Annotated in this window: 11 protein-coding genes and 2 tRNA genes; 2 read left to right on the top strand and 11 right to left on the bottom strand. The window is 65.6% G+C overall.

Features of this window, described 5'->3' with window-relative positions; genetic code table 11:
• The first annotated feature begins 2 nt into the window (after positions 1 to 2).
• Entirely contained in the window at positions 3 to 1841 is a 1839-nt protein-coding gene (gene glmS / locus AB0N05_RS19950; protein ID WP_364695903.1) for a glutamine--fructose-6-phosphate transaminase (isomerizing), read from the top strand.
• Positions 1842 to 1895: 54 nt separating this feature from the next.
• Entirely contained in the window at positions 1896 to 2078 is a 183-nt protein-coding gene (locus AB0N05_RS19945; RefSeq protein ID WP_364695900.1) for a hypothetical protein, read from the top strand.
• Position 2079: 1 nt separating this feature from the next.
• Here AB0N05_RS19945 and AB0N05_RS19940 read toward each other — a convergent pair whose 3' ends face one another.
• The 11 genes from AB0N05_RS19940 to recF form a co-directional block, all read right to left on the bottom strand.
• Positions 2080 to 2868 carry an ABC transporter permease gene (locus tag AB0N05_RS19940; protein WP_364696532.1) on the bottom strand — a complete coding sequence of 263 codons (789 nt, stop codon included), beginning with the start codon at positions 2866 to 2868 and terminating at the stop codon, positions 2080 to 2082.
• Between the two features lie 53 nt (positions 2869 to 2921).
• A complete protein-coding gene (locus tag AB0N05_RS19935) occupies positions 2922 to 3914 on the bottom strand; it encodes an ATP-binding cassette domain-containing protein (protein ID WP_364695897.1) in 993 nt (330 codons plus the stop codon).
• A 421-nt stretch (positions 3915 to 4335) separates the two neighbouring features.
• Positions 4336 to 5361, bottom strand: coding sequence for an adenylate/guanylate cyclase domain-containing protein (locus AB0N05_RS19930; RefSeq protein ID WP_364695895.1), 1026 nt, complete (start codon positions 5359 to 5361; stop codon positions 4336 to 4338).
• Between the two features lie 119 nt (positions 5362 to 5480).
• Positions 5481 to 5553, bottom strand: a tRNA-Ala gene (locus AB0N05_RS19925).
• Positions 5554 to 5583: 30 nt separating this feature from the next.
• Positions 5584 to 5691 carry a DLW-39 family protein gene (locus tag AB0N05_RS19920; RefSeq protein ID WP_364695893.1) on the bottom strand — a complete coding sequence of 36 codons (108 nt, stop codon included), beginning with the start codon at positions 5689 to 5691 and terminating at the stop codon, positions 5584 to 5586.
• A 29-nt stretch (positions 5692 to 5720) separates the two neighbouring features.
• Positions 5721 to 5794 (bottom strand) — tRNA-Ile (locus AB0N05_RS19915).
• Between the two features lie 136 nt (positions 5795 to 5930).
• Entirely contained in the window at positions 5931 to 6902 is a 972-nt protein-coding gene (locus AB0N05_RS19910) for a DUF3566 domain-containing protein (protein WP_364695890.1), read from the bottom strand.
• Between the two features lie 44 nt (positions 6903 to 6946).
• Complete coding sequence (gene gyrA, locus AB0N05_RS19905) at positions 6947 to 9460, bottom strand: DNA gyrase subunit A (RefSeq protein WP_364695887.1); 2514 nt, start codon at positions 9458 to 9460, stop codon at positions 6947 to 6949.
• Positions 9461 to 9543: 83 nt separating this feature from the next.
• Positions 9544 to 11577, bottom strand: a complete 2034-nt coding sequence (gene gyrB, locus AB0N05_RS19900; RefSeq protein WP_364695884.1) for a DNA topoisomerase (ATP-hydrolyzing) subunit B — start codon at positions 11575 to 11577, stop codon at positions 9544 to 9546.
• A gap of 379 nt (positions 11578 to 11956) precedes the next feature.
• Positions 11957 to 12577: a DUF721 family protein gene (locus tag AB0N05_RS19895; RefSeq protein WP_364695881.1), complete on the bottom strand. Its 621-nt coding sequence runs from the start codon at positions 12575 to 12577 to the stop codon at positions 11957 to 11959.
• 90 nt (positions 12578 to 12667) lie between these two features.
• Complete coding sequence (gene recF / locus AB0N05_RS19890) at positions 12668 to 13858, bottom strand: DNA replication/repair protein RecF (RefSeq protein WP_364695878.1); 1191 nt, start codon at positions 13856 to 13858, stop codon at positions 12668 to 12670.
• Positions 13859 to 13901: the final 43 nt, after the last annotated feature.

Raw genomic sequence — 13901 nt, 5'->3', positions numbered from 1 at the left:
CCATGTGTGGAATCGTCGGATACATCGGGCACCGTGAGTCCGTGCCGGTCCTCCTCGAGGGCCTGCACCGACTGGAATACCGGGGCTACGACTCCGCCGGACTGGCCGTGCCGCACCGCGGCCGGCTGCGCATCACCAAGACCCAGGGCCGGGTCCAGGACCTGCGCGACCGGATCGACGCCGAGGGCGCGCGCCTGCGCGGCACCGTCGGCATCGCGCACACCCGCTGGGCCACCCACGGTGAACCCAGCGACGCCAACGCGCACCCGCACACCGACGGCTCCGGCCGGATCGCCGTGGTGCACAACGGCATTGTCGAGAACGCCGAGGAACTCCGCGCGGAACTGACCGCCGCCGGCGTCGAATTCCTCTCCGACACCGACACCGAATCCATCGCGCACCTCATCGCCGCCAATCTAGACGACACCGACTCCCTGGAAGACGCCGTACGCACCGCACTGCACCGGGTCGAGGGCACCTACGGACTGCTCGTGCTGGATTCGCGGCGGCCCGACGAACTGGTCGTCGCCCGCAATGGCAGCCCCATCGTGCTCGGCGTCGGCGACGGCGAGATGTTCGTCGCCTCCGATGTCGCCGCACTCGTGCACCACACCCAGCGCGTGGTGTTCCTCGACGACGGCGAGCTGGCCACCGTACGCTCCGGCGAATTCCGCACCAGCACACTGGGACTGGATTCGCGGCGCACCGAGAAGACGCCCACCACCATCGCCATGGCGGCCGAGGACTACGCGCTCGGCGGGCATCCCGACTTCATGCGCAAGGAAATGGCCGAACAGCCCGACGCGGTGCGGCGCGCCCTGCGCGGGCGGCTCGACGAACGCTTCACCACCGCCGTGCTGGGCGGTCTCAATATGGATGCCCGCGAGCTACGCGGCATTCGCAAGGTCGTGTTCCTCGGCTGCGGTTCGGCCTATTACGCCGGACAGCTGGGCGCCCAGCTGGTCGAGGAGCTGGCCCGGATCCCGGCGACCGCCGAACCCGCTTCCGAGTTCCGCTACCGCAATCCCGTGGTCGATCCGGACGCGCTGTACATCGCCATCAGCCAGTCCGGCGAGACCATCGACACCCTCGCGGCCGTACAGGAGTTGCAGCGCAAGGGCGGTCGCGTCATCGGCGCGGTGAATGTGGTCGGCAGCGCCATCGCCCGCGAGTGCGGTGCGGGCGTGTTCCTGCACGCCGGACCCGAGGTCTCGGTGGCCTCCACCAAGGCGCTCACCAATATGACCGTCTCCTTCGCCATGCTGGCCCTGCTGCTCGGCCGCGTCCGCGACCTGTCCGCCGCGGCGGGCGAGCGCATAGTCACCGGCCTGCGCGCCTTGCCGGACGCCATCGACTCGGTGCTCGCGAACGATGCCGCCATCGCCGATGTCGCCGCCCGCTACGCCAAGGCGCGCAGCATGTTCTTCATCGGCCGGGTGCGGGCCTGGCCGGTCGCCCGCGAGGGTGCGCAGAAGCTCAAGGAGATCTCCTACATTCACGCCGAGGCGTACCAGGGCTCCGAGCTCAAGCACGGCCCGCTCGCCCTCATCGACCCGGACATGCCGAGTGTCGTGCTCGTCCCCGCCGACGAACTCCTGGCCAAGAACCTCACCACCATCGAGCAGATCAAGGCCCGCGGCGGCCCGGTCATCGTCGTCACCAATGCCGATATCCCGGACACCGTGGCCGACGCGGTCATCCGCGTCCCGTCGATCGGCCCGGAGCTGGATCCGATCATCCTGACCATTCCGCTCCAGCTCCTGGCCTATCACACAGCCATCGCCCTGGGCCGGGATGTGGACAAGCCCCGCAACCTCGCCAAGAGCGTTACCGTCGAGTAATTTCGGGCAACCCCATTGCTGCGCGAAACCTGTTGCTGTGACACAGTGGAACGCATGGAGCTGGGACGTTTTCGCGGTCGAATCATCCTGGCGGCACTGCTGGCTGTAGCGGGCGGTGCCGTCGCGTTCTTCGTGAGCCGACGTCCCCAACCGCCCGCACCGGCCGCGGAACCGCCGCGCCTCGGTTACTCGCGCAACGGTTCCGCGCCCTCGGCGGATCTGTCAGCGGCCCACTAGGTCAGCGGCTCACCGATCGCTTGTACTGCTTCAGTGCGAGCGGTACGAAGATCGCCAGGATCACGACCACCCACATGAGCGTGGTCGCCACCGGATGCCGCATCGGCCACACATCAGCGCTGGGGCCGAGCGGACTGGTATTGCCGAACAAGGTGCGGCAGGCCTGCGTCACCGCCGACACCGGATTCCACTCCGCGATAACCCGTAGCACCGTCGGCAATTCGGCGGTCGGTACGAAGGTGTTGGCGATGAAGGTGAGCGGGAAGATCACCATGAAACTGGCGTTGTTGTAGACCTCGGGCGCGCGCACCAGTAGGCCGACCACCGCCATGATCCACGAGACGGCGTACGCGAACAGCAACAGCAGGACATAGGCGACAACGGCATCCAGGAACGAGCCGCGAATCCGCCAGCCCACCGCGAGGCCGGTCAGCGACATGACCACCAGGCTCACGATATTGATGCACACATCGGCGAGCGTGCGGCCGATGAGCACCGCCGACGGAGCCATGGGCAGCGACCGGAATCGGTCGATGATGCCCTTCTGCATATCCTCGGCGAGGCTGAGGCCGGTGAAGGTCGCGCCGAAGACCACGGTCTGCGCGAAGATGCCCGCGATCAGGAATTCGCGATAGGACGTGCCCTCCAGCTTGATCGCCGATCCGAAGACGTAGGCGAACAGCAGGACGAACATGATCGGCGACAGCGTCGAGAAGATCAACACGTCCGGCACCCGGCGGATCTTGATGACATTGCGCTTGGTGATGGTCACGCTGTCGGTGACCACCATGGCCAATCGCTGTGCAAGCGAGGGCCGTTCGGCGACGGCGAGTACGGCGCTCATCAGGCGGCACCTCCGACCTTCTCCTCGACGGTACGACTGCCATTGACGAGTTCTTCGGCTTCATGACCGGTCAGCGAGAGGAACACGTCGTCCAGTGAGGGCCTGCGCAGACCCACATCGTGAATCCGCACTTCATGTTTGGTGAGCTGCCCGATGGCATCCACCAGCGCCTGTGAGCCGTCGGCCACCGGCACGATGATGCGGCGCAGGCCGGGTTCGAGGCGAATCTCGCCCTGCGCCAGGCCTTCCAGCGCCTGCTGCGCGATGGCGAGGCTGTCCACATGGTCCACGACCAGTTCGATGCGGTCGCCGCCCACCAGAGCCTTCAGCTGATCCGCGGTGCCCTCGGCGATCACCTTGCCGTGATCGATGACGGCGATGGAATCGGCCAGCCGGTCGGCTTCCTCCATGTACTGGGTGGTCAGCAGCAGGGTGGTGCCGCCCGCCACGAGTTCCTCGATGACATCCCAGAGGTCCTGGCGCGCACGGGGATCCAGGCCGGTGGTCGGTTCGTCCAGGAACAGCACCGGCGGATTCGCGACCAGTGCGCCCGCCAGGTCGAGTCGGCGGCGCATACCGCCGGAGTAACCCTTGACCGGCCGATCCGCTGCGTCACTGAGCCGGAAGCGATCCAGTAGCTCGCGCGCGCGATCCTTACTGCGCTGGGTGCCCATGTGATAGAGCCGCCCGACCATTTCGAGATTCTCGAAGCCGGTGAGGTATTCGTCCACGGCCGCGTACTGGCCGGACGTGCCGATGCGGGAACGCAAGAGCTGCGGGTCCTTCAGGACATCCACACCGGCGACGGTGGCGCGGCCCGCATCCGGAATGAGCAGGGTGGTGAAGACGCGGACCGTTGTGGTCTTGCCCGCACCATTGGGGCCCAGCAGGGCGGTGACGGTGCCCTCGGGCACGGATAAATCGAGTCCGTCGAGTGCGACCAGGCGGCCGTACTTCTTGACCAGACCCTCGGCGACTATTGCGTCGGGCATGCTTCTCCTGATGTCTCGTAGGTTCGCCGGACAGCGGCGGGATTCCCCTCGAAACGTTTCGGGAACGACGCTGAGCTGCACGGACACTGCTGAACAAGACCGGACGTCATTGGCCAGTATTGCCCACCCGGAGTGCCCGAGTCATCCCGTTTCTGGAGATGTCGGAGATCGCGCACATGAAGCGATGCAGCGTTCCCCGACGTCGGCAACCCGGTCACGAACACATGTTCGCACCGGGGTACGACACTTTCGATCGAAAAAATCTTTTAACGCGATGCCCCGATAGCCACGCAAACGTCAGTCGTCGCGTAGGATCGTTGCAGTCGGCCCCTCCCCCCCGGGCCGACCTACGCGGGCCTCGGCTAACTCCCCCCCTTCGCCGAGGCCCGCCCCCATGTCCGGGTACGGGTGGATCGGCGCCTCACACCAGCGGGCGAATCACATTGCGGCGCAGCACATGCCCGTGCAGTCGATTGATTCCACGCACCCGCACCGTCGCCAGGTGGCGCAGCGAGAATTCCGGATCATCCGCAAGCGCCTGTGCGGCACCGTCATCGATCAGCACGGTGCCCGGGCGGGCCACACCGGTGAGCCGCGCCGCCACATTCACCACCGACCCGTAGAGGTCGCCGAAACGTTGCAGCACTTCGCCATAGGCCAATCCGACCCGCAATTCCTGGGTGACGCCGTGCGAGGCGGTGGCGGCCTCCTGTACGGCCAGGGAGATGCGCGCGCCCTCCTTGGCCGAATTGGCCGCGAACATGACTTCGTCACCGACGTTCTTGATGACCCAGCCGCCATTGGCGACGATCGCATTGCTGGTGGCCGTCTCGAACGCCTCCAGCAGCGCGGAGAGCTCCTCGATATCCAGGTGGCGGGTCAATCGCGTGTAGCCGACCATATCCGCGAAGCCGATCGCCAGGGTGCGCATGGTGTCCCCCGCGACCGCGCCCTCGTCCAGCGAACGGGCAAGTGCCGCATCCAGATGCCGCCGCCACGCGTACGACATGAGCGCCTCCAACTCGGCCACCACCTCTTCGGTGGCGGCCCGTGCCACCGCCTCCGGATCGGCCTCCGGATCGGCGGTCGTGATGTCGGCGATGCGGGCCAGGATCTCCTCGGTGACGAGGTCCACCTGCCACTCGGCGAGCCGCGCCATGGATCGTCCGAGAGTGCGTGCGGCAGTGGACTGCCGGTGCATGTCCGCGGTGGCGAGCACGTTCAACCGGCTGAAGATCTGCGCCGCGGCGATATCGGCGTCGGTGTACTCCATGGCGTTGTCGTCCGGGTCCGCCGGAAAGCCCAGCGACACCCAGAGCCGACGGGTCAGCGTCGAGGGCAGTCCCGTCAGCTGCGACACCTCACGCCGGTTGTACTTGCGCGGACCGTCGAGCAGATAGGGCTCCACCACGGCCTGGACCAGCTTGGAGATCTCAGCGGAAGCCATTACGCCACCTTACGGCCACTTCCGGCCGGAACCAGGCCTGATGTCCCGTGTCACAAACGGTGGTCGAGGGAACGAAAAAAACCGCCCCGGAGGGCGGTTCGTATGCTTCGCAGTGTGAGTGGAGCCTAGGGGAATCGAACCCCTAACCCCTGCCTTGCAAAGGCAGTGCTCTGCCAATTGAGCTAAGGCCCCGGACGGGGAAATTTCCCCGAAGTTTGTTGATCAGCGGGCGGTGACTTCGTGCCAGAGGTCCGCGTCGCTACGCTGGCGCAGCTTGCTGATTCCGAAGATCACCGCGGCGATGATGCCGATCGTCAGGAGAAATTTCATGAATCCCACCCTACTGTGATTCTCGGGAGTGGGCCTAGGAGGACTTGAACCTCCGACCTCTTCGTTATCAGCGAAGCGCTCTAACCGCCTGAGCTATAGGCCCGAAATCGGTTTCGAGTGTGTCACTCGAACCGAGGCTGAAGATTACCGTACGACAACACGGATAAGCAAAACGGCCGGTCAAAGGCCTGCGCGAGCAGGTTTGACCGACCGTTCCGGAACTGCGGAAAAGTGGTGATCTAGTCCGGGTCGGACAGGGTCACCTGGATGCCGCCGACCAAGTCGGTGCACTGGTTGTAGACGAAGACGCCGACGGTCGACAGCGCGGTCAGCAGGACCACATTGATCAAGCCGATGACGCCCGCGTAGCCGAACACCGTGCCCGCGTCGATCAGCCCCGAGGACGAGCTGTCCGACACCATGTCGGTGAAGGTGCTGTTGAGTCGCTCCCATACGCCCATGCCCTCGAGCACGAGGTACAGCAGGCCGACCGCCAGCATCCACACGAAGAACATGGCGACGCTGATCACCAGCGACACCTTCAGCGTGGACCACGGATCGATATGGCGCAGTTGCACAGTGGCGCGCAGCGGCTCACCGGTGGAGGCGGCCGCCGCCACCGCCGCGGGGGCGGACGGCGAGACCGGGCCGGTCGGCGGGATCGGCTCCGGCGGCGGCAGCGGGTGCCGCATCTCGGACAGATCGGGCAGATCCTTCACCAGTTCCGGCCGGGCGATGCTGCGGGTCGGTCCGTCGATGCCGACGGACTTCACCATGGCGGCTTCCTTGCGGGCCGCCTTGGCCGCCAGGTCGGTGGTGGTGCGGGCATTGGAGACGCCCGCGTTCAGGCCACCGGCACCCAGCCCGCCGGTATTGCCGGGCCGCCCGGTGGTGGGTGCCTGGCCCGGGCGGTACAGGTTGGACTGCGGTTCCCGCTGCGGCAGCTGGGACCAGCCCCCCTCCTGGTACTGCGAGGTGGCCTGGTCGTCCACCGCCTCGGGCGCGGTGACATCGGTCGGATCACTCAGCCGAGGCGCGCCATCGGGCGCGAAATCGGCTGAGCGATCGGACATCTCGGGCGATTGCGGCGCACCGCCGTCGTGCCCCGCGCCCGGACGCGGAATGGGCCGCGGCGGAATCGGAGACGGGGCGATTCTCTCGGTCACGCCGTTCGCGTGACCACGCTGGTCATTCGGCTGATTCGTGGTCAATGCTGAATCCTTCGATTCTTGGTGCCGCCGCTGCTGTGGAGAAACTACTGCTTCGCCGAATCGCTGGTGTCATCTTCGGCGACCTGGTCGGGCTCATCCGCGTTACGCGCGATCGCGAGCAACGTATCGCCTTCGCCGAGGTTCATCAATCGCACGCCCTTGGTTTGACGCCCGGCCTTGCGAACCTGGTGTGCCAAGGTGCGAATGACACCGCCGCCGGAAGTGATCGCGTACAGCTCATCCTCGTCGCCGACAATGAGCGCACCGACCAGACTGCCACGTTTCACGTCGTATTGAATGGTCAATACGCCCTTGCCGCCGCGACCCTGCGCCGTGTACTCCTCAAGCGCTGTCCGCTTGGAGTACCCACCGGCCGTCGCGACAAGCAGGTAACCCTCATCGCCCTCGCGAACGACATTGAGCGACAACAGTTCATCGGTGGTGTTGAAGCGCATGCCCTGCACGCCGGAGGTGGCGCGGCCCATCGGGCGCAGCACCTCGTCATTGGCGTTGAAGCGGATGGACTGACCGTGTGCCGACACCAGCAGCAGGTCGTCATCCTTCGAACACAGTGCCGCGCCGACCAATTCGTCACCATCGCGAAGATTGACCGCCACGATGCCGCCGGTGCGGTTGGAGTCGAAATCGGTCAGCTTGGACTTCTTGACCAGACCATTGCGGGTCGCCAGCACCAGGTACGGCGAATCCTCGTACGACTTGATCTGGATGACCTGGGCGATCTTCTCGTCCGGCTGGAACGCCAGCAGGTTCGCCACGTGCTGGCCGCGCGCGGTGCGCATGGCCTCCGGCAGCTCGTACGCCTTGGCCCGGTACACCCGGCCCAGATTGGTGAAGAACAGCAGCCAGTCGTGCGTGGAGGTGATGAAGAAGTGGCTGACGATGTCGTCCTGCTTGAGACCCGCGCCCTGCACGCCCTTGCCGCCGCGCTTCTGCGAACGGTAGAGGTCGGTCTTGGTGCGCTTGGCGTAGCCGGTCTCGGTGATCGTGACGACCACGTCCTCGCGGGCGATCAGATCCTCGTCCTGCACATCGCCATCGGCCGCGATGATCTTCGTGCGGCGGTCGTCGCCGTACTTGTCGACGATCTCCTGCAATTCGTCACGGACGATGCTGCGCTGCCGCTCGGGCTTGGCCAGAATGTCCTTCAGATCGGCGATCTCGGTCTCGATCTTGGCCAACTCGTCGAGGATCTTCTGCCGCTCCAAGGCGGACAGGCGACGCAGCTGCATATCGAGGATGGCGGTCGCCTGGATCTCGTCGATCTCCAGCAGCCGCATCAGGCCGGTGCGCGCGGTCTCGGTATCGGCCGAACGACGGATCAACGCGATCACTTCGTCCAGCTTGTCGAGCGCCTTCACCAGACCGCGCAGGATGTGCGCGCGTTCCTCGGCCTTGCGCAGCAGGTACTTGGTGCGCCGGACGATCACTTCCAACTGGTGGGTGACGTAGTACCGGATCATCTGATCCAGGCGCAGCGTGCGCGGCACCCCGTCGACGATCGACAGCATGTTGCAGCCGAAGCTGGTCTGCAGCTGGGTGTGCTTGTAGAGGTTGTTCAGCACCACCTTCGCGATCGCGTCACGCTTGACCGTGACCACGATGCGCATGCCGACACGGTCCGAGGACTCGTCGTGGATGTCCGAGACACCCGCGATCTTGCCGTCCTTCACCTGCTCCGCGATGGCATTGATGAAGTTGTCGGTATTGACCTGGTACGGCAGCTCGGTGATGACGATCGTGGTGCGCCCGCGGGCGTCCTCCTCGATCTCCACCACACCGCGCATGCGGACCGAACCACGGCCGGTGGTGTACGCGTCATTGATGCCCTGGGTGCCGACGATCAGGCCACGGGTCGGGAAGTCCGGACCCTTCACCCGCTCCATGCACGCCGCGAGGGTGGATTCCTCGTCGGCCTCATGGTTGTCCAGCGCCCAGTAGATGGCCTCGGCGAGCTCATTGAGGTTGTGCGGCGGAATGTTCGTCGCCATACCGACGGCAATACCGTTGGCGCCGTTCATGAGCAGGGCGGGCACCCGGCTCGGCAGCACGACCGGTTCGAGGGTCTTGCCGTCGTAGTTCGGGATGAAATCGACCGTCTCGTGGTCGATTTCGCGCAGCATCTCCATGGCCAGCGGGGTCAGGCGGCACTCGGTGTAACGCATGGCGGCCGCGCCGTCATTGCCGCGCGAACCGAAGTTGCCCTGACCGTCCACCAGCGGATAGCGCAGCGCCCACGGCTGTGCCATACGCACCAGGGTGTCGTAGATCGCCGTGTCACCGTGCGGGTGGTAGTTACCCATGGTGTCGGCGACCGGGCGCGCGGACTTCACATAGCTGCGGTCCGGGCGGTACCCGTTGTCGTACATCGCGTACAGGATCCGGCGGTGCACCGGCTTCATGCCGTCACGCACCTCGGGCAGCGCACGGCCCACGATCACGCTCATGGCGTAGTCGATGTAGGAGTTCTGCATCTCGGCCTGGATATCGACCGGCTCGATGCGGTCGCCACCCGAAGGCGGAAGCGAAGTCTCAGTCATGAATTGGTCTCCGTAGGAAGTCTTTTGGATGGTTCCGAATGCAGGGGGGACCCGGGGGAATCGAACCCCCGGGCCCTACTCCGCTACACGTCGAGGAACCGAACGTCCTTGGCATTGCGGGTGATGAAGCTACGGCGCGCTTCGACATCTTCACCCATCAGGATGGAGAAGAGCTCGTCGGCCGCGGCCGCATCGTCGAGGGTGACCAGGCGCAGCACCCGCACGCTCGGATCCATGGTGGTCTCCCACAGCTCCTTCGGGTTCATCTCGCCGAGACCCTTGTAGCGCTGGATGCCGTCGTCCTTGTTGATCTTCTTGCCGGCGGCCAGACCGGCCTCCAGCAGCCCGTCGCGCTCACGGTCGGAGTAGGCGAACTCCGGCTCGGTGCGCTGCCACTTGAGCTTGTACAGCGGCGGCTGCGCCAGGTAGACGTGACCCTGTTCGACCAGCGGGCGCATGAAACGGAACAGCAGCGTGAGCAGCAGCGTCGAGATGTGCTGACCGTCCACGTCGGCGTCGGCCATCAGCACGATCTTGTGATAGCGCAGCTTGGCGATATCGAATTCGTCGTGGATGCCGGTGCCGAAAGCCGTGATGATCGACTGCACTTCATTGTTCTTCAGCACGCGGTCGATGCGTGCCTTCTCGACATTGATGATCTTTCCGCGCAGCGGCAGGATCGCCTGGAACATCGAGTCGCGGCCGGACTTGGCCGAACCACCGGCGGAGTCGCCCTCCACGATGTAGATCTCGGACTTGACCGGATCCTTGGAGCGGCAGTCGGCCAGCTTGCCCGGCAGGCCACCGAGATCGGTGGCGGACTTGCGGCGCACCAACTCTCGCGCCTTCCGGGCGGCCATCCGGGCCTGCGCCGACGACACCGCCTTCTGCATGATCGTCTTGGCATCGGCCGGATTGGCCTCGAACCAATGCGTCAGATGCTCGTTGCAGGCACGCTGCACGAAACCCTTCACATCGGTATTGCCGAGCTTGGTCTTGGTCTGCCCCTCGAACTGCGGCTCGGAGACCTTCACGCTGACAATGGCGGCCAGGCCCTCACGGATGTCGTCACCGGTGAGGTTGCCGTCCTTCTCCTTGAGGAGCTTCTTGTCTTTCGCGTACTTGTTCACCACCGTGGTGAGCGCCGCGCGGAAGCCCTCCTCGTGGGTGCCACCCTCGTGCGTATTGATGGTGTTGGCGAAGGTGTGCACGGACTCGGAGTAACCCGAGTTCCACTGCATCGCGACCTCGAGCTCATGCCCGGTGCCCTTACCGCTGAACGACACGATCGAATTGTGGATCGGCGTCTTGGTGCGGTTGATGTGCTTGACGTAGTCCTCGAGCCCGCCCGGGTAGTGGTACGTGCGGTGCTTCACCTTCGGCGCGGCGGCCGGCGCGCCCTCCTCGACGTGCTTCGGGGCCTCGGCGGTATCGCTCACCACGTCGTCGGTGATGTCGTTCTCCGCCACCCGCTCATCGGTGAGGGTGATGGTGAGTCCCTTGTTCAGGAACGCCATCTCCTGCAGGCGGCGAGCCACCGTCTCGAAGTTGTACGTGGTGGTCTCGAAGATGGTCGGATCGGACCAGAAGCGAATCGTGGTACCGGTGCGCTTGGTGGCCTCACCCTGCACCAGCTTGCCGGGCTTGGAATCCTTGTATTCCTGCGTCCAGTGGTACCCGTCCACGTCCACATCCGCCTCGAGGCGACTGGAGAGCGCGTTCACCACCGAGATGCCGACACCGTGCAGACCGCCGGACACCGCGTAGGAATCGGAGTCGAACTTGCCGCCCGCGTGCAGCTGGGTCATGACCACCTCGATGGTGGGCACACCCTGCGCGTGCATGGCGACCGGAATGCCTCGGCCGTCGTCCACGACCTCGACGCCGCCGTCCGCCAGCAGGGTCACATCGACCCGCGTGGCGTAACCGGCCATCGCCTCGTCGACCGAGTTGTCGACGACCTCCCAGATGAGGTGGTGCAAGCCGCGCTCACCGGTGGAGCCGATGTACATGCCGGGCCGTTTGCGGACGGCTTCGAGTCCCTCGAGGACGGTGATGGAGCTGGCGCCGTAATTACTTGACTTGGGCTTGTTCGAGCCGTCTGCGTTGGAGTCCATGGCAGCCACTGGTCGGTAGCTCTCCTTACTTGCTGATCCTCCCGGCACAGTGCATCCGGCACACGTGGGGCCCTCGGTGCAGTGTCTGCTCGAGAATTACGGAAGCCACGCGCGGGCGCTGCGGAACGCGCCGGGAGGTATCGCCGCTAGTTACTCCCCCATCCTACTGGTACGACCGACACAGAATGCACCTATGACACCCCTGACTGCGCCGTAGGTGCGTGAAATCGACCAACGATATGTCCGGTCATGGGCGACGGGGGGTCGGAGAGCTTCAGCGGGCGATCCCGCCAGCCCCGGAACGAGGGCCGAAAGGCGTTAGCGACAGGGTTCGCGACGATCTACGAAATTCCAGCGACGTTCCACGTGAAACCGGCGCCTACCCGTACGTGTCGCGCGGGCCCCTGCCCTTGATGTGCCGCTCGCCCTTGCGCCAGCTCGGCGCGGTCGGGCCGTTGATACGCAGCGAGGTGACGACGTTATGGCCGACCGCGGCCGCGATCTTCGCCAGAATCTGGGACTGGAACATGCGCAACTGCGTCGCCCACGCCGTCGACTCGGCCTGAATGCTCAGCACGCCGTTCTCGAGCGATACCGGCTTGGCGTGCGAGGCGATGTCCTCCCCCACCACCGCCTCCCAGCGGCCGAAGACCGTGCCCTCCGCGACCTTGCCCGACCAACCGCGGCCCTTGGCCAGCTTCATGGTCAGCGACGCGAAAGTCTGCGGATCCCGATCGTCCGGACCCGCACCCGACCAACCCCGCCGCCGCAATGCCCGGATCCCGCCCTTACGCGGTGTCGGCGACGAACGACCCTGACCCACCGACTTACCGGCCGCCTTGGCCGCCGCCCGAGCCTCCTCGAGTGCCCGACGCGCCAGATCGACGCCGCGCAGCTCGGGCTCCGGGCCATTGCCGTTCGAGGCATTCGAGGCACTGCCTCTGCCGTTCGGGGCACTGCCTCCCGAGGCGGGTTCACGCTGTTCCGGCTGGTCAGCCATGCACAACACCCTTTCCTCGATCAGCTGGTCCTCCGAGATTCTGCCGCATCGCACCGACACACCGATCCGGGCCACGCGGTGGTGTCGCACTCACGCCAGCTGCCCGTTCGACTCCACGATGCGGGAGGCGCGGTGGTCGGCCTCGCCGGTGGTTTCCACACGCATCGGGGCGGCGTCGAGTTCGGCGGGGACGTCCTCCGGGACGGCGGCGGTGATGAAGACCTGTTCGGCGGTGAGCGCCACCGAGGCCAGCGCGGTACGCCGACGGCGATCCAGCTCGGCGAAGACGTCATCGAGAATCAGGACCGGATCGGTGCCCTGGGTCCGCAGTAATTCGAACGCGCCGAGCCGCAAAGCCAGTGCGAAGGACCAGGATTCGCCGTGACTGGCGAAACCCTTGGCGGGAGCCGAGCCCAGCATGAGCTCCAAATCGTCGCGGTGCGGGCCGACCAGGCAGACCCCGCGTTCGAGCTCCTTCTGGCGGGCTATCCCCAACTCGCGCAACAGGATTGCTTCGAGTTCGGCGGTGTCCTCAGGCTGTGGAGAACGTTCGGGATCAAGGAATTCCATTGGGAGCGAACCGCTTCGATACGCGATAGACGCAGGTCGGGACTCCGGAGCGATTGATCCATAGGCCTGTGCAAGATGTGGATAAAGTTCGTGGACCAGCCGCAGCCGCTGCTCCAGCAGCACCGCGCCGTGCACAGCCAGATGCCCGTCCCACACATCCAGGGTGCTCAATTCCGCACCGCGAGAACCGGAACGGGCATTGCGTCCCGCGGTCTTCAACAGGGCCGAGCGCTGCCGCAGCACTTTGTCGTAATCTGCGCGCACACCCGCCAGCCGCGGCAGTCGCGCGGTGGCCAGCTCATCCAGGAAGCGGCGGCGCTCGGACGGATCACCGCGCACCAGCGACAGATCCTCCGGCGCGAACAGAACGGTCTGGAGTATCCCCAGGATCTCCCGGGGGCGGCGCACCGGAGAACGGTTGATCTGAGCGCGATTCGCGACGCCCTGATTCAGCTCCATGTCCACGCGCAGCTCACGGCCCGTGTTCACGACAGTCGCCCCGATGCGGGCGCGTTGTGCACCGATCCGGATCAGTGGCGCATCGGCCGACACCCGGTGTGAACCGAGTGTGGACAAGTAGCCGACGGCCTCGACCAGATTGGTCTTGCCATTCCCATTGGACCCCAGGAAAACCGTTCTACCAGGGGTTAGTTCGAGCTCGGCAGCTTCCCAGGACCGGAAATCGCGCAGCGACAGTGTCCGCACGTACATCCGGTCAGTCCACCATGAGCGCGCGCACGGAGTCTTTTAGTGA

The organism is Nocardia sp. NPDC051030 (genome assembly GCF_040683015.1).
Taxonomy (GTDB): Bacteria; Actinomycetota; Actinomycetes; order Mycobacteriales; family Mycobacteriaceae; genus Nocardia.
This window is presented reverse-complemented; position numbering and strand designations above follow the sequence as displayed.

Bases quoted from the DNA above. Each gene is read 5' to 3' on its own strand.
- glmS (WP_364695903.1), top strand. From the start codon at position 3: ATGTGTGGAATCGTCGGATACATCGGGCACCGTGAGTCCGTGCCGGTC.
- AB0N05_RS19945 (WP_364695900.1), top strand. From the start codon at position 1,896: ATGGAGCTGGGACGTTTTCGCGGTCGAATCATCCTGGCGGCACTGCTG.
- AB0N05_RS19940 (WP_364696532.1), bottom strand. From the start codon at position 2,868: ATGGTGGTCACCGACAGCGTGACCATCACCAAGCGCAATGTCATCAAG.
- AB0N05_RS19935 (WP_364695897.1), bottom strand. From the start codon at position 3,914: ATGCCCGACGCAATAGTCGCCGAGGGTCTGGTCAAGAAGTACGGCCGC.
- AB0N05_RS19930 (WP_364695895.1), bottom strand. From the start codon at position 5,361: ATGGCTTCCGCTGAGATCTCCAAGCTGGTCCAGGCCGTGGTGGAGCCC.
- AB0N05_RS19920 (WP_364695893.1), bottom strand. From the start codon at position 5,691: ATGAAATTTCTCCTGACGATCGGCATCATCGCCGCGGTGATCTTCGGA.
- gyrA (WP_364695887.1), bottom strand. From the start codon at position 9,460: ATGACTGAGACTTCGCTTCCGCCTTCGGGTGGCGACCGCATCGAGCCG.
- gyrB (WP_364695884.1), bottom strand. From the start codon at position 11,577: ATGGACTCCAACGCAGACGGCTCGAACAAGCCCAAGTCAAGTAATTAC.
- AB0N05_RS19895 (WP_364695881.1), bottom strand. From the start codon at position 12,577: ATGGCTGACCAGCCGGAACAGCGTGAACCCGCCTCGGGAGGCAGTGCC.
- recF (WP_364695878.1), bottom strand. From the start codon at position 13,858: ATGTACGTGCGGACACTGTCGCTGCGCGATTTCCGGTCCTGGGAAGCT.